Annotated in this window: 24 protein-coding genes and 1 tRNA gene; 8 read left to right on the plus strand and 17 right to left on the minus strand. The window is 33.9% G+C overall.

Annotated elements, in window-relative coordinates; all coding sequences use genetic code 11:
• Nucleotides 1-283: 283 nt before the first annotated feature.
• Nucleotides 284-368: transfer RNA gene (locus BM018_RS00005), tRNA-Ser, on the minus strand.
• 50 nt (nucleotides 369-418) lie between these two features.
• Nucleotides 419-1,390 (minus strand): aldose epimerase family protein, encoded by a 972-nt coding sequence (locus BM018_RS00010; protein WP_092316811.1) that lies wholly within the window; start codon nucleotides 1,388-1,390, stop codon nucleotides 419-421.
• 160 nt (nucleotides 1,391-1,550) lie between these two features.
• Here BM018_RS00010 and BM018_RS00015 point away from each other — a divergent pair, with 160 nt between their 5' ends.
• The 6 genes from BM018_RS00015 to fabD all read left to right on the plus strand — a co-directional run bounded on the left by BM018_RS00015 (nucleotide 1,551) and on the right by fabD (nucleotide 7,215).
• Nucleotides 1,551-2,726, plus strand: a complete 1,176-nt coding sequence (locus tag BM018_RS00015; RefSeq protein ID WP_092316814.1) for a dicarboxylate/amino acid:cation symporter — start codon at nucleotides 1,551-1,553, stop codon at nucleotides 2,724-2,726.
• Nucleotides 2,727-2,787: 61 nt separating this feature from the next.
• Nucleotides 2,788-3,567 (plus strand): ABC transporter permease, encoded by a 780-nt coding sequence (locus BM018_RS00020; RefSeq protein WP_092316817.1) that lies wholly within the window; start codon nucleotides 2,788-2,790, stop codon nucleotides 3,565-3,567.
• Entirely contained in the window at nucleotides 3,545-4,240 is a 696-nt protein-coding gene (locus BM018_RS00025; RefSeq protein ID WP_092316820.1) for an ABC transporter ATP-binding protein, read from the plus strand. Before BM018_RS00020 ends, BM018_RS00025 begins: the two co-directional genes overlap by 23 nt.
• Nucleotides 4,241-4,252: 12 nt before the next feature.
• Nucleotides 4,253-5,179, plus strand: coding sequence for an ABC transporter substrate-binding protein (locus BM018_RS00030; protein ID WP_092316823.1), 927 nt, complete (start codon nucleotides 4,253-4,255; stop codon nucleotides 5,177-5,179).
• Nucleotides 5,180-6,247, plus strand: coding sequence for a GTPase (locus BM018_RS00035; RefSeq protein ID WP_092316825.1), 1,068 nt, complete (start codon nucleotides 5,180-5,182; stop codon nucleotides 6,245-6,247).
• A 71-nt stretch (nucleotides 6,248-6,318) separates the two neighbouring features.
• Nucleotides 6,319-7,215, plus strand: a complete 897-nt coding sequence (gene fabD / locus BM018_RS00040) for an ACP S-malonyltransferase (protein ID WP_092316828.1) — start codon at nucleotides 6,319-6,321, stop codon at nucleotides 7,213-7,215.
• Here fabD and fabZ read toward each other — a convergent pair whose 3' ends face one another.
• Nucleotides 7,216-7,725, minus strand: a complete 510-nt coding sequence (gene fabZ / locus BM018_RS00045; RefSeq protein WP_092316831.1) for a 3-hydroxyacyl-ACP dehydratase FabZ — start codon at nucleotides 7,723-7,725, stop codon at nucleotides 7,216-7,218. It abuts the gene before it with no gap.
• 65 nt (nucleotides 7,726-7,790) lie between these two features.
• Here fabZ and BM018_RS00050 point away from each other — a divergent pair, with 65 nt between their 5' ends.
• On the plus strand, nucleotides 7,791-8,465 hold the full coding sequence (locus tag BM018_RS00050) for an RNase H family protein (protein WP_092316834.1): 675 nt from the start codon (nucleotides 7,791-7,793) through the stop codon (nucleotides 8,463-8,465).
• 16 nt (nucleotides 8,466-8,481) lie between these two features.
• On the opposite strand, the gene BM018_RS00055 is transcribed toward BM018_RS00050, so the two are convergent.
• Entirely contained in the window at nucleotides 8,482-9,495 is a 1,014-nt protein-coding gene (locus BM018_RS00055; RefSeq protein WP_092316836.1) for a class II fructose-bisphosphate aldolase, read from the minus strand.
• A 751-nt stretch (nucleotides 9,496-10,246) separates the two neighbouring features.
• On the opposite strand from BM018_RS00055, the gene BM018_RS07520 reads away from it, so the two are divergent.
• Nucleotides 10,247-10,576 carry a DUF6056 family protein gene (locus BM018_RS07520; protein WP_143280348.1) on the plus strand — a complete coding sequence of 110 codons (330 nt, stop codon included), beginning with the start codon at nucleotides 10,247-10,249 and terminating at the stop codon, nucleotides 10,574-10,576.
• A gap of 520 nt (nucleotides 10,577-11,096) precedes the next feature.
• Here BM018_RS07520 and BM018_RS00060 read toward each other — a convergent pair.
• The 13 genes from BM018_RS00060 to BM018_RS00120 all read right to left on the minus strand — a co-directional run bounded on the left by BM018_RS00060 (nucleotide 11,097) and on the right by BM018_RS00120 (nucleotide 23,872).
• Nucleotides 11,097-11,567, minus strand: a complete 471-nt coding sequence (locus BM018_RS00060; RefSeq protein WP_092316840.1) for a hypothetical protein — start codon at nucleotides 11,565-11,567, stop codon at nucleotides 11,097-11,099.
• 13 nt (nucleotides 11,568-11,580) lie between these two features.
• Entirely contained in the window at nucleotides 11,581-12,393 is an 813-nt protein-coding gene (locus BM018_RS00065) for a tetratricopeptide repeat protein (protein ID WP_092316843.1), read from the minus strand.
• Entirely contained in the window at nucleotides 12,390-13,274 is an 885-nt protein-coding gene (locus BM018_RS00070; protein ID WP_092316846.1) for a hypothetical protein, read from the minus strand. The genes BM018_RS00065 and BM018_RS00070 overlap by 4 nt, the downstream gene beginning before the upstream one ends.
• A 73-nt stretch (nucleotides 13,275-13,347) precedes the next feature.
• Nucleotides 13,348-13,770: a response regulator gene (locus BM018_RS00075; protein ID WP_092316849.1), complete on the minus strand. Its 423-nt coding sequence runs from the start codon at nucleotides 13,768-13,770 to the stop codon at nucleotides 13,348-13,350.
• 41 nt (nucleotides 13,771-13,811) lie between these two features.
• Nucleotides 13,812-14,273 carry a chemotaxis protein CheX gene (locus BM018_RS00080; RefSeq protein ID WP_159428096.1) on the minus strand — a complete coding sequence of 154 codons (462 nt, stop codon included), beginning with the start codon at nucleotides 14,271-14,273 and terminating at the stop codon, nucleotides 13,812-13,814.
• Between the two features lie 65 nt (nucleotides 14,274-14,338).
• A complete protein-coding gene (locus tag BM018_RS00085) occupies nucleotides 14,339-14,872 on the minus strand; it encodes a chemotaxis protein CheW (protein WP_092316857.1) in 534 nt (177 codons plus the stop codon).
• Nucleotides 14,873-14,889: 17 nt separating this feature from the next.
• The gene (locus BM018_RS00090) at nucleotides 14,890-17,283 is read right to left on the minus strand and encodes an ATP-binding protein (RefSeq protein WP_092316860.1); all 2,394 of its coding nucleotides are present in this window, start codon (nucleotides 17,281-17,283) and stop codon (nucleotides 14,890-14,892) included.
• 10 nt (nucleotides 17,284-17,293) lie between these two features.
• On the minus strand, nucleotides 17,294-18,403 hold the full coding sequence (locus BM018_RS00095) for a chemotaxis protein CheB (RefSeq protein ID WP_092316863.1): 1,110 nt from the start codon (nucleotides 18,401-18,403) through the stop codon (nucleotides 17,294-17,296).
• Nucleotide 18,404: 1 nt separating this feature from the next.
• Nucleotides 18,405-19,262: a CheR family methyltransferase gene (locus tag BM018_RS00100; RefSeq protein WP_092316866.1), complete on the minus strand. Its 858-nt coding sequence runs from the start codon at nucleotides 19,260-19,262 to the stop codon at nucleotides 18,405-18,407.
• A gap of 15 nt (nucleotides 19,263-19,277) precedes the next feature.
• The gene (locus BM018_RS00105) at nucleotides 19,278-20,132 is read right to left on the minus strand and encodes a hypothetical protein (RefSeq protein WP_092316869.1); all 855 of its coding nucleotides are present in this window, start codon (nucleotides 20,130-20,132) and stop codon (nucleotides 19,278-19,280) included.
• Between the two features lie 58 nt (nucleotides 20,133-20,190).
• On the minus strand, nucleotides 20,191-21,915 hold the full coding sequence (locus tag BM018_RS00110) for a phospho-sugar mutase (RefSeq protein WP_092316873.1): 1,725 nt from the start codon (nucleotides 21,913-21,915) through the stop codon (nucleotides 20,191-20,193).
• 9 nt (nucleotides 21,916-21,924) lie between these two features.
• Entirely contained in the window at nucleotides 21,925-22,779 is an 855-nt protein-coding gene (locus BM018_RS00115; RefSeq protein WP_092316876.1) for a hypothetical protein, read from the minus strand.
• Entirely contained in the window at nucleotides 22,772-23,872 is a 1,101-nt protein-coding gene (locus BM018_RS00120; protein ID WP_092316879.1) for a hypothetical protein, read from the minus strand. The genes BM018_RS00115 and BM018_RS00120 overlap by 8 nt, the downstream gene beginning before the upstream one ends.
• Between the last annotated feature and the right edge of the window lie 61 nt (nucleotides 23,873-23,933).

The following is a 23,933-nucleotide window of genomic DNA, read 5'->3' on the forward strand; positions in this document are numbered from 1 at the left end:
CAACCCTAACATCTATTCCGTTTCAAATTTACGGATATTTTATTGAAATGTATAATATAAGTTAAGTTTACAGAGAGAGTTATCAAAATTCGGTTCCTACTATGGAACCGGGGAAAGTATGTTTTGAGAATCTATGAAATTTTCAGGTGCAATTTCTCAGAAAAATGTTCTCAACAGTCTCATTCAAATTCTTTGAACGGGCAAGATGTCCCGATTTTCAGGAAGTGTAGGGGTAAAATAAAAGTTCTAAATCGTTATATATCAACTACTTAGAACTTATGTTCGGAGAGAGAGGGATTCGAACCCCCGGTACATTGCTGTACAACGGTTTTCAAGACCGCCGCTTTCGACCACTCAGCCACCTCTCCACAGAGTATCATTTTACATGATTATTAAAATTTTGTCAATATAAAACATATTATCTACTTTGGAAATTCCATTTTGTAATGTGATGATAAAGTACAGCAGGATTTATAGATATAAGACCAAATTGATTAATAGACTGCATTTCTAAGCATAGACCTTGTCGGCATATAAATGAAGTATTATCAGTCCCTAGAAAGTTTCCTGTATAAAAAATCATGTATTTTTGATTTGTCGAGGCACAAAGCATAAGATTTTGATCGGGAGACAACAAAATAACTTGAGGTTCAATTTCTTGCAGAACAAATAAATGATCATAGCCTCTTGCAAATGACAATTGTTCATGAGGTTGAGATAATCTTTCCTGAATCCTATGTAATTTTCGAAAATCAAAAGGGGTGTCGTTAACAAAAGATAGTTCTTTAGGAATATAATTAGCATCAAGGATGTAAAATTGCTCAGCGTTAATTTGAAGAAAGTGCTGGGAAATATCTTCAAGCCTATCACCAAGATTAAAATAAGAATGATTTGTTAAATTTATTACGGTTTCTCTATCAGATTGGGCTTGATATTCCAAAATAAAAGTTGTACCTTCAAGCCTGTACTCAATAACTATATCAACATTGCCAGGATAATTTTCTTCCATATGCAACGAATGATAAGTCAAGCTGATTTTATCTGACGAATATTCCAACACACTCCAAACTTTTTTATGAAATCCTTGATTCCCGCCATGAAGATGATTATTACCATTATTTTGCTCAAGTTGATATGTCTGATCCGAAACGATTAACTGGCCATCTGAAATTCTTCCAGCAACACGTCCTATAACAGCACCAAGATAGTATGAATCTGTTTCATATTCCGCTAAGGTATTGTAACCTAAAACAGTATTTCTTTCTCTAATCAATAGTTCCTTAATAATCGCACCATAATTGAGAATTTTTGCTGTTATATACTGATTTTTCAAAGTATAACAATATACATCCGTGCCGTTGCAAAGTCGACCAAAAAACGTTTTTTGCATAAAAATACCTGCATTCTAGAAAGATGATTATAACATAACCACAAAAAAATAACAATAAAAGTACTTTTTTATATTTTTCAGCATATTTAGAAAAAAGATTTTACATTCATGATAATACATCCTATAATAAAGAATAAATAAATTTCCCGAGGAGGAAATGATGAAGAAAAAAAATAACTTAGGGTTACTTTTGCATATTATTTTAGGCATTTTAGCAGGTATCGCAATAGGATTTACTGGAAATGAAGTTCTTATTCGTATTTTCGCGACATTTTCTTCCATTTTCGGTAATCTTCTCAAATTTACTGTTCCTCTGTTGATTCTTGCATTTATTACCAATGGAATTGCACAATTAGGTGGAAATTCTGGAAAAATTCTTTTTGCTACTATCATGTTAGCTTATGTTTCCTCCATTTTTGCTGGATTTTTAGCATTTTTTGTCAATTCTAATGTTTTTCCTTATATCCTATCCAACATGAGTATAGGAGTACTGGATCCACACAGTTCTCTTTCCGCATATTTTACTATTGATATGCCTCCAGTTCTTTCAGTAACATCATCCTTGGTGCTGGCTTTTATTTTGGGTGTCGGACTCTCAAAAATGAATGACTCTTCTGTACTCAAAAAAAGTACTTATGATTTTTTTGTAATCATCGAAAATTTCATCACTAAAGTCATTATTCCTCTATTGCCTATTCATATTGTCGGAATCTTTGCAACAATGACACAATCAGGTCAGTTATTTACCATCATGGGAACTTTCGGAAAAGTTTTCTTACTAGTTATTGCATTGCACTTTACAGCTTTGATGATTCAGTATGCTGTTGCAGGTATCTATGCGAAAAAAAATCCCTTAGAATGCATCAAAAATATGCTACCTGCCTATTTCGCGGCATTAGGTACACAATCATCCGCTGCTACTATTCCCATTACTATTCAGCAAATGAAACAAAACGGCATTCGCAACAATATTGCTGAATTCACTGCACCGTTATGTGCTAATATACACCTATCTGGCAGTGCTATTACTTTAACTACTTGCGCTATGGCAATATTGAAACTTCAAGGAACCGAAATTCCTTTTTCATCAATGGCAGGATTTATTATGATGTTAGGATTAATGGTTGTTGCAGCTCCAGGTATTCCAGGAGGCGCTGTGATGGCATCCCTTGGAATTCTCGAATCAATGTTGGGATTTTCGCCTGAAATGCTCAGTTTGATGATCGCTTTATACATTGCTCAAGATAGCTTTGGGACAGCGTTAAATGTTACAGGCGATGGTGCCATTGCTTTAATTATCGATAGACATGATCAACAATTAGTTGTTTCAAAATAATCTCCATTATCATCTTGATATTTCTACTAAAAATTTGTTAGAATAGAACAGGAATGTCAAGATGATAAAAAATATATACAAACAAATATTAATACCTGTAATTTTAATATTAATATGGCAGATAGGTTCAGAATTATCATGGTTTAATAGTTATTTATTACCTTCACCTTCTGCCGTATTATCTGCCTTTTTCAAGATGTGCCTTAACGGCCAATTATTGAAGCACATAATAATCAGTTTATACAGGGTTTTCATAGGATTTATATTAGCAGTTTCCGTCAGTTTTAGTTGTGTCTTAATTTTTTATTTTTATCCTACATTTTATATCTACAGCAAATTAATATTAGAATTTTTGAGACATATACCTCCAGTAGCTATAATTTCATTGCTTATTTTATGGTTTGGGATTGGCGAAATTTCTAAAATTGTTGTTGTATTCCTTGTTAGTTTTCTACCCATTTTTTTTAATACGCTGAATAGTATTACTTATTGCGACCCTAAACTAATTGAAGTCGGCAAATCTATAAATATGTCCAATAACGAAATTCTTAAGCGTATTATTATTCCGTCAGTACTACCTTCCATTATCATGGGATTACAGCTTGGACTTACTTATGCATGGCGTTCATTGATTGGAGCTGAAATGATCGCTGCTAGTGCGGGATTAGGTTATATGATTTTAGATGCACGGGAACTATCCCAATCACCCGTGATTATTGTTGGTATTTTTAGTTTAGGATTCATTGGTGCAGCAATTGATAACCTTTTTTCATGGCTGTTAGGTCTTTTACCGCACGGAGTTCCACAGGATACAAAATATGTCGAATATAGATCTTACTAATATCACTAAAGTTTTCAAGGTTGACAATCATGATTTTTATGCACTCAATAATCTATCGATCAGCATCCCTACCAACCAAATTACTACAATTGTTGGGAAAAGCGGTAGCGGAAAAACAACCCTACTACGTATTATTAACAAACTTACAACACCTACTTCTGGACACTTAGTTATCCCCCACTATACCAAAACAGCAACTGTATTTCAGGAAACAAGATTATTTCCTTGGCTCACCGTTGCAGAAAATATTATGTTTTTCGGGGAAAAGGATTATGAATATTGCAATAAACTATTGGAAATATTAGAATTAACATCTTTTAAAGACTTATATCCCCACCAAATTTCTGGAGGAATGGCACAAAAAGTAGCTTTAGGTCGTGCTTTACATTATAAACCAAATATTCTATTGATGGATGAACCATTTGCTGCTTTAGATTATTTTACTCGCCATGATATGCAAAAAAAATTATTGTATATCGCTACACTGGAACAAGTAGGAATTATATTTATCACGCACAATATTGATGAAGCAGTATTTCTGGCTGATAAAATTATTATTCTCAGCCAAGGCAGAGTAAAGCAAACAATAGAAAATAATTTAACTCATGCTGAGCGAAATTCTTCTATAGCATCTTCTGAATTAAAAAAAATAATTTTAAACAAAATCATATAAAGGAGAGGTATTATGTGTAAAATTTTCAAAATTATAGGAGCATTTTTGTTTGTAGTAGGCTGCAGCGGAAACACTCCTCTTTCGAAATTGACTCTTACTTATGTAAAATCGCCCTTAAATACACCAGCTATTATTGCTTATAAAAAAAATATGTTTGTAGATGGATTCAAAGAAAAAAATATCATTGTAAACTATGCAGAAATCAATTCAGGAGCTCAGCAAACAGAAGCAATGGCTGCTGGTTCTGTTGATTTTGCAACCGTTTTGGGGGGTACATCTGCCATTCTTGCTGCAGCAAATGGTGCCGATATTAAAGTTATCGGAATGTTCGGAAGAGCACCTAAAGCTTATATGCTGCAAACAAAAAATTCAGCAGTAAGATCAATTAAGGATCTTAAAGGGAAAAAAATCGGCGGTCCAAAAGGGACGATTCTACATCAATTGCTGATAGCAGGCCTCCAAAAAGAAAATATGACTTTAAGCGATATAGAATTCGTCTCCATGGGCATCCCAGAAGCATTAAATAGTATGCTTAGCGGTGATATAGATGCAGCTCTATTAGGTGGAGCAGCAACTCTAGCAGCCGAAAAACAAGGAGCTCGCGAAATCATGAATGGCGAAAATTTACTTGAAGGATCTACTGTCATAGCAGTCCGAGGTGATATTGTCAGAAAACACCCTGATATAATTCAAAAATTCCTGGAAATTCATCGCGAAAGTATCGATTTTATGAGGCAAAATATGCCTGAAGCTATTTCATTAACAGCAAACGAAGTTGGTTTATCAGAAGATGAAGTAATATCTATGTTACCTTGGTACAATTTTGATCCTGAAATAAAAGAAAGTGACATCAAAGATTTAGAAGAAACACAGCAATTTTTAATAGACAACGGCTTGTTAGAAAAAAGTATCCCGATTATTAATTTAATTGCCCACTAAATGAAAAACTCTAAAACTCCACGCGGTGAAAGAATTCATATTAGTTTTCTAGGCCATACAAATAGTGGTAAGTCTTCATTAATGAACGCTATTATTGGACAAAATATTTCTATCGTTAGTTCTCAACCTGGTACTACTACAGATCCTGTACGGAAAAATTTTGAATTATTAGATGCAGGGTCAGTTGTTTTTATTGATACAGCAAGATTCGGTGATGCCAGCAGCTTAGGCGATGCACGAATAGGTGCTACACTAAAAGCTATAGAAAGTACCGATCTTGCTGTGATTATTCAATATGATAAACAATCTTTAGCAAACTTCATTGAAACATTAACAGAATATATCAACACAGAAAAAGAGGAACAAACATTAATTGGGGACTGCTTACCATACGGATCAAGAATAATGCTTGTAATTCCAATTGACAGCAAAGCTCCAAAAGGCCGCATTATTAATCCTCAGGTCCAAGTAATACGAGACGCTTTGGATCATGGATTCAAAATCACAGTAGTACGCGATACAGAATTATTATGTCTAGAGCGTCTGAATTTTGCTGTTGATTTGGTCATCACAGACTCTCAAGCTTTTTCTCATATCAATCAAATAGTTCCTGAACACATTGCTTTGACTAGTTTTTCTATTTTGTTTGCACGCTACAAAGGCAATCTTTCGCATTTTGTAGAAGGGATTCTAGCTTTATCGTCTCTGAAACCACATCATCGCATTGCTATCGCGGAAAGTTGTTCTCACAATATCAGCTGTGAAGATATAGGCCGTTTCAAAATACCGAACGCTCTTAACAACTTGCTTGGTTTTATGCCTGAAATTGATTTTCTTATGGGGAACGATTTTCCAGATTCTATCGGAAAATATAGTTTGGTGATCCATTGCGGTGCCTGCATGACAAACAGACAAACCATTTTGTCTCGAGAAAACATATGTATCAAAAATAATATATATCATAAATTACGGTATTTTTTAGCCTATAGTGCTGGAATTCTGAAACGCAGTATCAAATTTTTTACTAAAAAAGCCCCTGCATTGAGGAATCTATATAACCACTTGTAATGATATATGCAAATACTTGAATAAACAAACAAAATAATATATAATAGAGCGCAGCATTAAGGAGGAATCTTATGGTATTTTTTTATCCAGGCCAAGGTAGTCAATTCATAGGTATGGGCACCAATCTGATGACTTATTATTCTGTTGCTGGATCCATATTCGAACAAGCCAATGATACTTTAGGTTTCGACCTCAAAAAACTTTGCTTTCAGGGCCCTGAATCAGAGCTTACAGACACGAAAAATGCACAACCTGCTATTATTACTTATCAATATATTTTAACTAAGATTTTAAAAGAAAAAGGATATATTCCTACTGTAGCAGCAGGTCATTCATTGGGCGAATTTTCAGCATTATTGGCTGCAGAAATGCTCTCTTTTGAAGATACCTTAAAAATCGTCAGAAAACGTGGAGAACTTATGGCTGCTTGTGATCCAGAACAAAAAGGCAGCATGACTGCAATATTAGGATTAAATGATCAACAAGTTGTCGATATTTGCCAAGAAATTTCCAAAACTGCTTACGTAGAACCTGTTAATTTCAATGCTCCCGGTCAAATTGTTATTTCTGGCCTAAAAGAAGGGGTACAAGCAGCATCAGAAAAAGCTTTGGAGTTAGGTGCATCCAAAATAGTGCCATTAGCCGTCAGCGGTGCATTTCATTCTCGGCTTATGGATGATGCAGCATATAATTTTAAAGAATTTATCTCCAACTTCACTATAAAAGAAGGAATATGCCCTGTAGCTTCCGATGTCACTGCAGAATTTTATATAACAAACCAAGCAAAAGAACTATTAGCACTCCAAATAAAAAAACCTGTACAATGGGTAAAAATAGTTACTATGTTATATGACAAAGGATACAATGAAGGGATAGAAGTCAATCAAAGCAGCATTATTCGAGGGTTAGTACGCAAAATCAATAAAGATTTTAAAATACACAGCATTGATAGTATATTATCCCTATAATTAAGCAGGAGCATAGTTCCTAGGAGTCATCATTGCACTCATAGAACACTCACAAGATAATTCGTTATTGACAAAAGCTTTGGTATCCATACTATTAACTACTCGAGAAAAAGTTTTTCCGTCAGTAGAAATACTCTCCCGTCTTTTAGTGATCAAAACATGATATTCCAACTGATCACCCGGGAGTACAGGACGTCTAAACTTCACACCGTCAATGCTTATAAAAAACATTAAAATCCCTGCAGTATCTAACAAAGGATAACGGTTTTTGAGTTGGGTAAGAGCAATAAAACCTGCACATTGAGCCATTCCTTCAACGATTAGTACTCCAGGCATAACAGGGGCATCAGGAAAATGACCATTAAAAAAATTTTCATTGATGGTCACATTCTTGAGACCTTTACCATCTTCCTCATTAACTTCTAAGATTCTATCCACTAAAAGCATAGGAAAACGATGTGGAAGCAGTGCCATAATATCTTTAATATCAAAATAATGGTTGACAGACATATTTTTCTCCAAATTTTTTCTTATTGTAAAGAAGAGAATAAGTTTTGTCAAATTGGAAGAAACCCATGACGAAAAGCAAACAAGAACTATATATCGAAAGTCAGAAATTAATTGATTTTTTGAATTCTCAAAATATCAAGAGCACCTTAAATGAAGAATCTTTTCGAGATTATCATGTTAAAATCAAAACTGCTTATGGTACTATCATTCTATATCATAAACCTTCGAAAAATAGTTTTTCATTAGGTACCCATGAACTTCCCGAACCATCCAAAGAAATAATTAGCTTATTATGGCACCAATATAATTACCCTCAAGAACAAAATATCATCGGCTTATGTGCATACGTTGATGGCACTTACATTAACGAACATACAGCATGGGGATTGGTATTAGTAGAGAATGGCAATGTTATCAAAGAAGATTCAGGTTTAGCAGATATTTTTTCAGAAGAAGGAACACGGCAAATAGCAGGAGAAGTTCAAGCAGTATTAGCTGCTTTAAATTTTGCTAAAGAAAATAATATTCCCTCTATTACTATTTTCTATGATTATCAAGGATTAGAAATGTGGGCAACAAAAAAATGGAAAGCTCAAAGCCACATTGCTAAATTTTATATACAACAATTATTAACATACGATATTGAAATCACATGGGTTAAAATTTGTGCACATATAGGCCATATATATAATGAAAGAGCAGATATATTAGCAAAAACAAGAGCTTTACAATCAGAATAGTCTCCGAATTCGGAGACTATTTAGTTTTATTTAATGCTTCCATAATAATAGGTGCTTTTCCTCCAGAATTCAAGACTTTTTCAGTTTTATGCTTATAAAGTTCCTTCATTGCTTCACGAGCTGGACCTAAATATTTTCGAGGATCAAATTCTTCCGGATGTTCTGCAAATTCTTTTCTGATATAAGCAGTCATTACTAGACGAGAATCCGAATCAATATTTACTTTGCATACTGCAGAATGTGCAGCTTTCCAAAGTTGTTCTTCAGGGATACCGATTGAATCTTTAATTTTACCGCCATATTTATTGATCAAAGCAACTGCTTCTTGAGGAACTGAAGAAGAACCATGTAATACAATAGGAAATCCAGGAATCTTTTTTTCAATTTCCGCCAAAATATCCATACGAATTTCTGGTTTTTGACCTGGTTTGAATTTATAAGCTCCATGAGACGTACCAATAGCAATAGCCAATGAATCAACACCTGTTTTCGAAACAAAATCTTGAACCTCATCCGGCTGAGTATACACATGTTCATCAGATGATACTTCATCTTCGACACCTGCTAATACACCTAATTCCCCCTCAACGGTCACATTATGTTGATGAGCATAATCTGCTACTTTTCTAGAAAGTGCAACGTTTTCTTCGTAAGGAAGGTGGGAACCATCAATCATAACAGAAGAAAAACCGCTTTCGATACAAGAAACACATGTTTCATAAGAATCTCCATGATCTAAGTGCAAAGCCATTGGAATTTCTCCTACCCCCAATTTTTTAGCATAAGCTTTCATCATCTCGACAGCTCCACGTCCCATCCATGATAATAATACCTCATTTGCATAAGCACGTGCACCTTTAGATACTTGTAAAATAACGGGCGATTGAGTTTCTACACATGCCATAACAATAGCTTGCAACTGCTCCATATTATTGAAATTAAAAGCAGGAACAGCAAACTGATCTTTAACAGCTACTTCAAACATTACACGAGTATTTACAAAACCCAGTTCTTTATAGTTCATAATCATTATTTTCTCCTATTTTTCTATAATTTAAGTATATCTTCTTATCAAGATATTGTCAAGTTTACCAAATTTTATATTTCAAAATATTAATTAACAATAGTGCCTAAATAAAGTTATTTTCGCTAAATATAAGCTTCTTATTATTTTTCTCTAGTAATTCTTGACAATATTAATAGCATTAATTATAATAAAAAAATTTCCCTTTATCGAGGTTTATGGACTCTCTATCGCTCTAAAACGTATCATTCATTCACGCACTTGAATAGTATATATCGCTCATAGTGGCTTGTACGTTCCGTGGAATGAATGGAGGACGTTCCAAAAGCTCATAAGGGGAGGCAAACGATGAGTTTTTTGACTTTAAAAGGCTCCCGAGGATTGTTTTTATTAATAATTAGGAAGCTTTTATGCTTATTTTAGAGTAAAACGAATAGTAATTTTTTCATTAATTTTCACTTATTTTTTTTCTTGTCTACTGTCTCCCGTGCATTTTCTCCATGAATTTGAGTATGCAGTACCACGAAATCCTTGGATTCTTCAGTGGAAAGAAATTTTTTAACTCATATCTCAATGCATTATACCCTACAACTAGGATACCCTTATTTCTATACCTTCAAAACCATCCTTATTTTTATTTATTCTATGTCAGTTTAAGGGTTATAGAACCGGAAATATATCAATGTAACAAAATAAAATACTTTTTCTCTTTTCTTTATTTACATTTATTAATGCTTTATTTCCCTTTGTTACTTTTATGATGTCTTTCGGTTATGATCTTACTCCATTATGTACTTATTATATTACTGCTATTCTTATGATTTTATTTATCCAGTATTATCTGAACATTTTCAAAAATGAAACAAACATTAATATCCTCATTTTTTGTTTGATTGCATTCTACACAGGTGCCAGTCATGAACAAGCAATTGCAGTATTCCCTGTGCTTTTATTGACTTTTATCTTATTAAAAATCAAAAGAATAACAATTCCCCAATGGTATTGGTTGTCTGTTCCATGTTTTCTGTTGAGATCTTTTATTATTATGCTCACTCCTAGCACCAACAACTGTATCATTCTATGCTAAGGCAGAAAACTTGGAAATTTACGATTAAAACCGTCAACTGGCTTGAACCCGGGTTGAAACCGTTATTTTTATTCTTTGTTAGGTATATTTTCATCACATCTAAAAACTGGTATAGCTACCCCCAGATTCCTACCATGCTAAATGCATCGTTTCCATTATTATTTTGAGCATTATCTTGGTCGGCCTGCATTGGAATTGCTGTAAGTCCTATGTTTTACAGCAATTCCTGTAGAATTTTGTCAATTCTTCACGTATATTTTCCTAACAGGACAACTCATACAAGTATCGCCTATACTCAAAGCAAAAAAAAGAATATTTTAAAATTATTAAAAAATATAAAATAATGAAGCTGACAAAATAACCCTTCCCAAAGTAAAATTAGGAAATATTTTAATTACTGAATTCGGAGAAAGATTACCCGAGAAATATGCTTATATCTCAATAATTTCAAATTAAAATAATACTAAGATTATAAGAAAATGTATATAAATAAGCTTATTATGATTCTAAAAAGTTACCATTAAGGCTGAATCTCAATATTCCAAACTTCTTCTTTAAATACAATACCATATTGATCATAAATTCTAATCCTTATTATTCCAGGTTCATCAGCTGCAATAAAATGAAATTCTCCCTGATTAGGCATACTATCATCTGCATTATAAATTATTTTAGGACTAGAGTAATAAGGGATCGCAAGAAGATAATTTTTTATATCAACTCTAATAATAAATTTTGAATTTTTAGGAATTTCCTTTGTATTCTGTATAATAGCAAAAGGTTTTTTATTATTAGGTAATAATTCAACATTTCTGTATTGATTATTATTTGTGCTCATTATTTTTTTATCTATTGTAGGAAAAATCAATCCTGATTCAGACAAAATTTGTTCTTTATCCACTAAAGGCAAAGGTTGTGTTTGTTTTACATAAGACAAAAAATTTTGCGTACACGCAGTTCCTATTAAAAATACTAATAAAAAATATTTCATACATAGCCTCATACTATTGCAGATTCAAATAATACCAAGCTTCTGCATTATTTTCGTCTAATCGGAGAGCTGCTCTGTAGAAACGTTGATGCAACCCTTCGTATTCTTGTTGACTTAACAATTTTCCCAAACGGAAATTTAACTCAGCATTATACGGCTGTAATTGCCATGATGCTAAATAATTTTTCTGAGCTTGTATGCGATTGTTATTGTGTTCATAAATCTCAGCCATTTTGAAATTTGCTAAAGCTTTAAGTGTAACATTCTGTGACAATTTGGACACTTCATTAAAGCTATTTAATGCTTTTTGATCATCACCCAAATATTGATAGGCATTACCCTGTAAATATAATAATTCTGAATTTTTTTGCATTATATTTTTTTTACCCTCAAAATTAAAAATAACTTCTTGATATCTTCCCAACTTTGTTAATGCATGGGCCTGCATAGCCAATCGAATACGTTCAAACGATTGATCTTTGAACACAAAATCAGGAAGAATTTCTAGCACTGCTCGAAAATCTTCCTGATTTTGAGCCGATATAAAACGTATCCATGCTCGTGCTAGGTCTTGCCAAGCATACATTTGTTCGGGAGGAGACTGCAATAAAAGCGCATCTAATAAAGGTAAAAAATCTTTATTACCACTCATCACAATCTGCATGACTAATTTCAATTCATATTCTCTATATTTCTGGGTATTAATATTTTTATTTTTTAAAAGATTATAAGCTTGTTCAAATTCCCCTTGAGTATATAACTTGTCAATCTCAGCATAATTACTGCAGGCTGAAAGTCCTAAAAATAATACCATTATATACTTCATCTTAACCTCCATACTGCTATACTATCAGGAAAAACGAGCATCTGCGGAGGATATTCCCAAACAGGCATAGCACCAAAAATACTTTTCCGGTATGCTGGTTTCATGTTATGCTGAAAAGACATTACTTCTATATTAGATGATAAATTGATACCAAATGCATTAAAAGGAGTCAAAATTAAAAAAGATGTATCAGATATTTTGTAAGCATAATACTTTAATTTTGGTTGTGAGACTATTTTTATTAAATCTAAAGCATATTTATTATCAAAAATCTGTCCCTGAACAAAAACATTTTTTTTATATAATGATAATAGAAATAATAAACCTAAATTCTTATTATATTCTTTTTTTATATAAAATGAATATAAAATATCAGGATCAAATTTTTCTATAGAAAAATCATTTTTTAATTGATCCCAAAATTTCTGATTATTATACTTTTTATTATCTAGGGTATTGATAAAAACAACTTTTTTGACAGTTTTTCTGATTACTTGTTGATAAAACTCTTGACAAAATTCAGGAACTCGATGCATATCAATTAATAATCCCAAACGATTTTGTAAAGAAATTTCATTGAGGAATTTTTGCAATATTTTTTTATTTTTTGAATTATTAATCAAAGAATGTTGATATAGCAAGCCCAGATCTATAAGCATATATATATTATTTTTTTGTAATCTACTAATTTCCCATATTTTAGTAAAATTTGAATCTGAAACATCTTGCTGATCATTATATGATATAACTATATTGACATTAGATAACTGTTGGGCTAATAATTCTTTAACAATATAAGAATTTTTACCAGAAAAATCAATAAATATACTTGAATACATTATATTAGGCAGTATCAATAGTATGTATAAAACAGCTCTCATAATATCCTCTTTGGGATATTATAACACAGAATAAAAAAAAACTAAAGAAGCATTCTTTAGTTTTTATAAAAGATTAACTGAAAATTTTACCGATTCTTTCTAATACTTTTTCTCTATTTAAAGGTTTTACAATATAGCCTTTAGCACCTAATTTTATTGCTTCTTTCACAGTTTCAGCAGTACCCAAGGCTGTAACCATAATCACATTAACATTTGGATTCATTTCTCGTAGTTTTTTAAGAGTAGTTAATCCATCCATTTCAGGCATAGTAATATCTAAAGTAATTAATTGAACCTCAGATTGTCTTTCTTTGTATTTTATAAGAGCTTCTGCTCCATTGAGCGCTGTATCTACAATATTAAAATTACGAGACCCTAAAATTTGTGAGATTTGCTTAAGGATAAATTGCGAATCGTCGACACATAAGACTCCAATTTGCTGACCAGATTTTGTTTGCCCGGTAGGAAGCCCATCTTCACTAAAAATAACTTTCATAATAACCCCTCATAATAACACCCTATTTAATTTAATCATAACTATTCTTTAAAAGCAATATTAATTTCAATAATTCCATAGCCAGTATCAATGGGAATTATTAATGCCTCTATATCCTCACTTTCAAAAATAGAAATATTAGATCCAACAATAAGTGTAGGAGGACTAAAATGGAAAGAACGGGATTCTTTAGCTAACTTTGTAACAGCACGTGCAGTTACCATGTTTCCAACTTCTGAAATTGTACTACGCGCTAACTCATTAAAACTGGAAAATGATTCATCATTAAGCTTTTCTGACAATTTCAAAGCAGCTTCTTCTGTCATATCAAAGACTATCCGCCCCGAAACCACTCCTGTAACTCCAATAATGACAGCAATTCCTTTCATGCCTTCACCCAACTTTTTGAGTTGTAATTGCCCTCGTTTCACCGGTGTATTGAGAATTTCACTCATTACTTCAAAAGTTGCTTCTACAAAAGGATTGATATAATCGATCAACATGGCTCCTCCTTTCAAAAATTGTAACTGCCACATGTTATAAATTATAATGTTAAAGCATCATTAAGTCAATTATTTTTTTCATTATTTCTTTCAACAAGCAAATTCATTAATGAAATAATATCAAGCATCAAAATATTATGTTCTCCGTCAATAATCACTCCTTGAAAAATAGTATGTTTTACCCATTTTTTCATATAGGAACCCTCATTATAAATATCACTAGTGATACCGATATTTTTATGAATTTTATCGACAGCGATAGCAAACAGTCGGCCTTCAATTTTGATAATTATCAGATACTCATCTTCAGAAGGTTGGATCACTGTTTGTTTTTCTAAATTTTCACACTTTGTTTCAGAAAAACCTAAAAATTCTTTCAATGAAAATACCGGAATAATTTCGCCACGCAAGTTGGTCACTCCCAGCAGTATAGAATCAGAATTAGGTATACGGTAAATAAGTTTCCCCATCACAATATCCCTGATATACAAAATATTCACCGCGTAAATCTGTTTTTCCAGCACAAATGTAATCGTATTAAATAATACTTCATGACCGGCTTTTTGCATTAAAGCATCAGAATCAGATATATTTTCCATTATGAGCCTCCGTTTTCTTACCGGGATTGTTGTTGCTGTTTGAGGTAGTAAAGAACAATTTGAGGTATATCTAAAATAAACCCTATTTCTCCGTTTCCAACGATCGTTGCAGCTGCCAATCCGGGACTTGAGATCAATTTAGTATCCAATGGCTTTATCACAATATCTTGTTCTCCCAAAATATCAGATACCACTATACCAATTTGCCTATCTGCATATTTAATAATAATACAATATTCCTGCGTATTAGGGTATATAGACATATGATCAATTTTCTGAGGCTCAGGAACTTGTTCTAAAAATCCTGCAGCATTCTCTTGATAAAAAAATGTTGTTTTTTGTTCTTGTTTTATTTGATCTTCTGTCATACCAATATAACGATATTTATCGGATCTGAATATATCAATTCCATAAAGAACTTTCGGCAAAGCAATAAGAGGAATCAGTTTGTCCCTGAACTCCAAGGCATAGTAACTGTTGAGTTTATGAAGAGCTTTAACATCGAGAATAACTGTTTCCTCGACCGCAGCAACAGGAATAACATAGTGAACGCCGCCTATCAAAATTAATAGACCTTGAATAATTGCCAACGTCAACGGAAGTTGAACTCGCATAGTAGTGCCTTTTCCTAAATCAGTAGAAATTGACACAGACCCGCCTAATTCTTCAATTTTCTTACGAACCACGTCCATGCCAACACCTCGACCTGACAAATTTGATACTTGTTCGGCTGTAGAAAACCCAGGAGCAAAAATCAAAGATAATATTTCACGTTTACTCATTGTTTGAGTTTGTTCGCTAGAAATCAACCCCTTATCGATAGCCTTTTCTTTAATTTTTTCTGTATCAATACCTCTGCCGTCATCTGATATTTCAATGAAAATGCTATCTCCCTCTTGATAAGCAGAAAGTTTAATAGTGCCAATGTCAGGTTTACCACTGGCAAGCCGCTGCTGAGGAAGTTCAATACCATGATCCATAGAATTTCTAATCATGTGCATCAACGGATCATATAAATCATCGATCATCCCTTTATCTATTTCGGTTTCGCCGCCTTCTATAATTAAATCTATTTTTTTATCCAGCTGCTTGGCAATATCTCGGACCAGTCGTGGAAAACGCGAAAAAACCGTTTGTACCGGCACCATACGTAAATGCATCATTTGACTTTGCAACGTACCCGAAATACGTGACAGTTGTTGAACATACTCTCCATAGTTGTCCATACTCTCAGCAACATCCTGTAAACTTTCACGGAGCAGGGCATTTCGCTGAGAATTTTGAATTGCATCCTCACTCAGTTCAAGCTCGTTAGAAGAAGATAAAAAATTCCTCAAACTCAAGCGTATATTCTGCATAGATTTTTCCATGTCGCTGTTGAACTGCATCAAACCAGAGCGTATAATCACCAACTCTCCAAGAATATTCAAAAGCTCATCAATACGTGAACTTTCCACTCGAAGCGTAGGATTTTTCTTTTCTTCTTCTACCGTTTTTTGTTTGGATACCTCAACAGATTTGCCCTCAGAAGGAACCACATTATTACTTTCAATAGGAGGTGGAGGTTCTGGAACCGACAAAAGATCGGATTCTTGATCACCATACATACTTTGTTCTAGGCGCTGATAGAAGTTGTCATCTAAAGCATAAGCATCTACACGCGATACAACATCCGGCATCATAAGCTTGTTTTTTACGAATTCCACAGATTCTTCTGTTGGAATTACAACATTCAAATAAGGAAAATATTCGGCTTCAATTGTATCTATATCAGGATTCATAAGAATAGGTTCAGCAAATCCATTGATAATATTTAAAATTTCAAAAGGGCCGACTTCTTTCATTTCATATTCTTGGTTGAATCGGATCTCAATAAACATAATCGCTTCACCTGATTCCAATGCACCTTGAAGTACTGCTAAAATATCATTATTCAACTGAAATCGCGCTGCAATAGGTAATGCATCAAAACCATCATTACTCTCATCAACAGGCACAGCTTCAACAGTACCTTGAGGATTGAGTGCTTTTTCCTTAATGCTTTCCAGAGCAGAAATTAATTGTGCCGTCTTTTCAAAAGGATGATTTTGTCCCTTTTCATAGGCTTTTAATAATAATTCTAATTCGTCTCGCACCTTTAAAAGCAAAGAAATATCATCATGCGTAAAGCGGTATTTTTTATTGCGGACTAAATCCAATACATCTTCCATAATATGCGTCAGTTTTTGAATATCGTCAAACCCAACCGCACCGGCACCTCCTTTAATAGTATGAGCCACTCTAAAAATCGTATCAATGCCTGCTTGATCATCAAGGTCTTTTTCCAAATTGAGCAATCCCTCTTCAAGATGCTCAATCAACATATAAGCTTCTTCAAGAAAATCTTTAATTAACTCTCTCCATTCATCCATAACAGCCCCTCTAAGCTATATTGTAGGTTTTTAATATCATTTGTATACCCCTACCTAATTCATCCTGCGGAAGCAAAATGTCAGCAGCATTTTCCTTAACAACAGCACCAGGCATCCCCCAAACGACACTTGATTCCTTATCCTGAGCAATTACTAGTGAGCCCTTGTCGTGAAGAAACTTAGCCGCTAAGCCGCCGTCTTTTCCCATGCCGCTGAGCACTGCAAAAATTGCATGCCCGTTTATCGATTTGACAAGGTTTTCAATCGCCAAATTCACAGAAGGCTTAAACGGATGTGCTATATAATCCTGTCTGTCTGCATAAAAAACAAATAAATTCCCAAAAGCAGTTAACCTACCGTGCATACCTCCTGGAAAAACATAAATATGCCCCTTCTCAAGCGACATGTTATGCGCAAGTTCATGCGCTGGCAAACCACTAATACGCCCCAATTCTTCAGCAAATGATTTAGTAAACCCTTCAGGCATGTGCTGAATAACAACCACAGGCACTTTGATAGAAGTTATTTCCTGCATAATTTTACTGACTGATAACGGACCGCCAGTAGAAGCTCCAATAATTAAAATTTTAGGATTGATCTTTTTTCGTTCAAGTATGAGAGGCAGTGCATTCAAACCATGGGGAACAGTGATATCATATTCATCCTTAAGAATCGAGTTTATGGGGGATCTCATAGTTCTATTTTTCTTTGCTTGTATAGCCGCACGAAGCTTATCAAAAAAAGCCTTACGGAGTTCCGAAAGAATATCTTCAGGATTTCCCTGCACTTTAATAATGAAATCAGAAAATCCAAATTCTATAGCTTTTCGGAACAAAGGATCATCATGTTTTGCACGGGCACTGTAAATCAACACAAAAGGACGGTCTTGAGGCTGAAGTTGGTCTTGAATATTCTGCAAAACATACAACCCGTCTCCATGATCCATTTCCAAATCTAAAATAACAACATCTGGCTTACGGGCAAGAATTTTTTGAAACCCTATTTTACCATTAGAGGCCACATCACAAAGCTCCATATCAGGAACATTAAGCAACATTTTCGCAAGGTAACTGCGAACCAAAGCTGAATCATCGATAATTAGAATTTGACCTTTAGTCATATCAATCCTTTTTTATATAATAAATGCCTTTTGGAAAAATCTTTATCTCTAAATTTCCTGTTATACCGTTCAAAGTTTCTGAAGGGCTGACAAAAAAATATCCTTTTGATGCTAAAGCTTTTTCGAGATGCGATACAACTTTGTGCTGCGTCTTCTCATCGAAATAAATCAGCACATTCCTGCAAAAAATAATATCAATATCACGATAAGGAGCAGAATCTAATAGATTGTGCTCTTGAAAACTTACTAAATTTCGTATCGCTGGTTTAATGGAAAATTTTGCACCTTCAACAAACCCAAATTCATCTAGCCTACCGGAATCAATATCCAGATATTGATGATATTCTTGGGGCACATGCCTCAAAGCATCAAAAGGATATTCTGCATTTTCTCCTAATTTAATACTGGTCTGATCAATATCGGTAGCAAAAATCTCCAAATACCAGTCAGAAAGACCATGTGTATCAAAATAATACTGAATGTACATAGCACATGTATATGCCTCTTCTCCAGAAGAAGATGCAGCGCTCCATAATTTTATTGTCTTCGTTAATTTATTTTTCTGTACTAGCTCCGGAAGAATCATTGTGCCTAAAAGCTCATACTGACCAATACTACGAAAAAACTGAGTATGATTTGTGGTTACATGTCCGATAAAAGCATGAAGTTCATTTTTATTATTTTTGAGCAGCTCAAGCAACTCGATATCAGAACATTTTTTTTCTTTTAAAGTCGATTGAACCCGTTGATCCAGCACCTTCATATGGGAAGGTGTAAAAATAATCCCACTTTCCTGATGAATCATAGCTGCTAATGTTTCTAAAACTTTTGTAGAACTGGTTAATTCATGCAAGCTCAAAATATCCTCCTGATGTTATTGATGCGCTTCTAAAATAGCATCGATTTGTTCGGCCAAATCATACTCAAGAAGATCAGCAATAAGTATATAATCTTTATTTTCAAATGCTTCCAACAACTGTGACGAAAGATCTTTAAGAGCAACAGCAAATGTTTCTGCTTGAAGATCGGCCGGCTGCGATGCAGAATAACGAGCAAACATTTCTAATGTATCAATCACCGTTCCCAACTCGGCTAAGGCCTGTAAGTCTTTTCCTGTTTGAAAATAAGTAGCCAAATCAGGAAGAATATTTTTCGTTGATTGCAGCTGCATAATAACATTTTCCCTCACAAATTCTTCTTGATTCAATAATTTTTTCTGTAATAATGTAAAATGTTCAGGCATTTTCTCAAGAATTTCCGCTAGCGCCAAAGCTTCTTCCAAAGATATTTCTCTGTCTAAAAAACGAAGAGCATCAGCTATAGCAGCTCTCAGAATCGTTAAATCCGCAGGAGGAAACGCCAACGCCGAGCGTAAAGCATCCAAACTTTCAATAATCCAAGCAAAAGACTGCATAATTTCATTCTTTTTAGAAAAAGAACCATTTTTCAACTCTTGGGAACTAATCGTAATGAAATTTTTTGCATCATCTAGCAAAGCAACACCAATTTCAATACGTGTTGCTATGGTTAATTCTATCTTATTGATATCAGAGACCAACAAATTCAAAACATTGGGATCATCACGCGCAACATATTTGCCATCAATAACTACAGAAGCAATAATAAGATCAGATTCTAACTGTTTTTCTACAGTCCAAAGCAGTGTATCGACTGTATCATTTTTTTCTGGGTTGATACCTACAGGAGTATCATTAATAAAAAGTTCCATAAATTCCTCTTTTAAGAACTGTAGAAATTATCGTCATTATTTTGAAAACCGTTAATATTTAACTGTGGATCATCGAAAGAAACGTTTCCTTAAGTGCTTGATGTTCGGTATCAGCTTGCTGGACACAATGTTCGCAATTGACAGAATGCTCCGTTGAGAAATAAAATTTAATTTTCGGCTCTGTTCCCGAAGGACGAGCCACAATACGAGCATTATTTTCCAAATAAAATACAAATACATTGGATTTAGGTAGATTTGTCCAGCCAACAGGCTTATTTTGAGCATCTTTAATAATTCCAGTCTCAAAATCCGCATATTTTTCGACTTTTATACTGTTAATTTCTGCGAACGGTTTTGCCCGGAACTCATCCATCATTTTCTGCATGGTTAATACACCCTCAGCCCCTGGAAATGACAGCGACTCTTGAGAATCTTTGAAATAACCGTATTTTTTGGCTATTTCAAAGAGAGCCTGATCCAAACCAACATGCTGGTGCTTATGAAAAGCAGCAAGTTCTGCAAAAATTGCGGTCGCCGAAACTCCATCCTTATCATGCACAAGAGAAGAAATATTATAACCATGGCTTTCTTCCATGCCAAAAAGAAAATTTTTACCTTGAGCACGAAGTTCTTGCATTTTTGCTGAAATCCAACGAAATCCAGTTAAGCATTCTATATATTCAACACCATGAGCACGCGCAATTTTACTAATAAGCGGCGAAGAAACAATAGTACTAACAACAAAACTGTTTTGCGGAATAAGATAACGTACAAGATAATCCAAAATCAGCGCACCTATTTGATTGCCATTCAAAAGCAGATAATTATTATGTTGAGACTTACATGCCACTCCTATACGATCGGCATCGGGATCCGTAGCAATAAAAAGATCACTTTTTTTTCCTTCAGCATGTTTGATACCTGGCTGCATGGCTTGTGGATTTTCTGGGTTAGGGTAAGGAGCAGACGGGAAGTTACCGTCTGGCTGGGCTTGAACTTGAAAAACTTCAAAATGCTGGAACCCTATGACATTCATCAGTTGTGGAACAATTTTATAACCGGCTCCATGCAACGGTGAATATAAAACTTTAAGATCCGTTGAACGGCATAATTCCGAATCACGGATAAACATTTTTGCTGCTTGAATATAATGATCAAAATAACTGTCACAGTACTCAAATAAAGAACTTTTTTCGGCTTCTGCAAAATCCATACGTTTGACAGCAGAAAGTTCCGTAATTCTTTTAATCTCCTGCATCACTAATTCATCATGAGGAGGCACTAATTGGGCTCCATCGTCCCAAAACACTTTATAACCATTATATTCTCTAGGGTTATGGGAAGCCGTATTCATAATCCCAGCTTTAGCACCCACTTGAAGGATCGTAAATGATGCCACAGGAGTCGGGCATATGTCACGGAAAAAATATACTCGAATGCCGTTGGCAACCAATACAGATGCTGCTTCCTGGGCAAATTCCAATGAACCATTTCGTGAATCCCGTCCAATAACAACTCCCTGATATGCTCCGTTTTGTAGGATAATATAATTGGCTAAGCCTTGAGTAACTTTACGGATATTATAGACATTCATACGATTGCTACCGGCACCTAAAATGCCCCTCAAACCGCCTGTACCGAATTCGAGATCTTTCCAAAACCGGTCTTGAAGTTCTTTTTCATTTTTCTCATCGATAAGCGTTTGAATTTCATGCCTGGTGGTTTTGTCGAAATCGTCGCTTTCAGCCCACACATGCGCTTTTTTCCAAATATCCTTTTCCATAAAAACCTCCTACAACCATACATTAACCATGATGTTTGATAACAGTATAAGATAATCATACAAAACCACAACCGACGGAATAAGAACTGCATAAAAAGCCATACAACCAACAAATTTTATGCCATGCCAGTCGAGCTTATTCGTATACGCTACACTAAATGCCCCAACCAGCATTAAGAATATCAAATCCACTGCATAACCAAGCAAAGCTAAAAGCCATTTTTTTCTGAAAGGTTTCATATAAGGATTAAATAAAATATCCTTATCCGCCAACAAATATAAAATCGGTGTATATCCTGAAGAATCAAGGTTCCATGAGCGATAAAACCGATCCATATCAAAAGGCAACGGTATTGTAAGAGTATTTGTCAGTGTTTTAGGATCGGAAGCGGTGTTATTACTCCATATAAAGCAACTACCCTGCTGCATAGATAGCATATTTTGAGAAACTTCCGCAAAAGGTGCATAAATAATAAATTTGTCCAAAAAAAATGCAGCATTATTAATTATATAGTATTTATCTTCTTTTTGGACCGCCCCAAAAGAAAATGTACCAATACTTGTTTGAATAACGAGGCCATGTTTGAGATTATTAGTGTCTGTTTTTGGGACAAAAACTTCTCGAACAGAAAGATGAATTATCCAAATAAGAACTATATAAAATATAATAGACAAACTTGAAGAATGGCTCTTTTTTGACAAATTAAGCGGCCAAATAATTAAAAAACAAACTCCCGACATTAAAATAAATTGTGACAACATATATTCTAAAGCTGTCTCAACCCCCGAAGTCATATACTTGTGAACAAAAATAAAACTATTAATTCCCAATAAAAGAACCAGACTTAACACTATTCTAATCATGAGAATATCCTTTTATTTTTCCCCCCAATAACGAGATAATATACAAAATAAGCATTTCTAATAATATCATAATAAAAAGACCACCCCATAAAGGTAAAAAAGATAATAATTCCAAAGATACATGAACAAAAGAAAGAAAACGAGAAATATAAAATGTTCCCATTAAAGCAGCCAATATATTAAGAGCGACTATATTTAATAGTGTTTGGCCTAATGATAATAAAATACAAACAATAGAACCTGCTAAAAACAAAACACATAAATATAAAAATAAAATCAAATAATGTATCTTATTTTGGTTTTTTGTAAATTGAAAACTTTTATTATTGAGAGATTTTGATGCAGAATCTAAGGCAAGGAGGCTGTTTGGTTTTTCTGTTTTCAGCGAAACGTCTTGTGTTTGGAAAAATCGATCAATCTTATTATTGAATATACCAAGTTTTTGGGAAAGCTGATTAATTTCCCATGGAAACAGCATAGTTTTTTCCAGCCACCATAAAAAAATTTTCTTACCATATCCGGAATTAGGAAGAACATTTCTCTGCTCTATGAAAGGAATTTTGAGAGCAGCATTTTGAATGCTGTATCCATGCTGATCCAATGTATAAGCTTGAGTCAAAATAAGAGAAATATTATTTGTTTCGATGTGTACAAAAGCTAAATTATTACTGCCAACCCAAAGCGCTCTTGCAGGGTTGGGTAAAAATTCATGAGAATCTAAATATAAACTGCCAAATTTTGTAATTACTGCCGATTCTTTTGATAAAAGTGTTTTGGGAGCTATTCTGTTAAAATTAACATATTGCGGAGAGGGAACATAAGGAAGCAATATCATAAGAAAAACAACACTAAAACATATCAATCCAAATATTTTGAAAAAAGCAAATTTTTTCTGCAGCGCTACAGAAGTAGTTATAAGGTATTGCATCCATATAATCCATGGCAGTATAGTGAGAAATATAATAACAAAAGTTACAGGTAATACGTCCCACGGAGCTCCTGATAAAAGAAGCATCAAGGGAACAACTAGTCCTAATACAACACTTTTGAATACACAATTGAGAAAAAAATTGAGAAAAAATAGTTTTGGCATTATTTACCTAATTTTTTCAATAATAACATTGTAACAATTTTGTTATATTTTATCAAGTGTT

Origin of the sequence: Brevinema andersonii, assembly GCF_900112165.1 — a bacterium.
In the GTDB taxonomy this organism is placed as follows: domain Bacteria; phylum Spirochaetota; class Brevinematia; order Brevinematales; family Brevinemataceae; genus Brevinema; species Brevinema andersonii.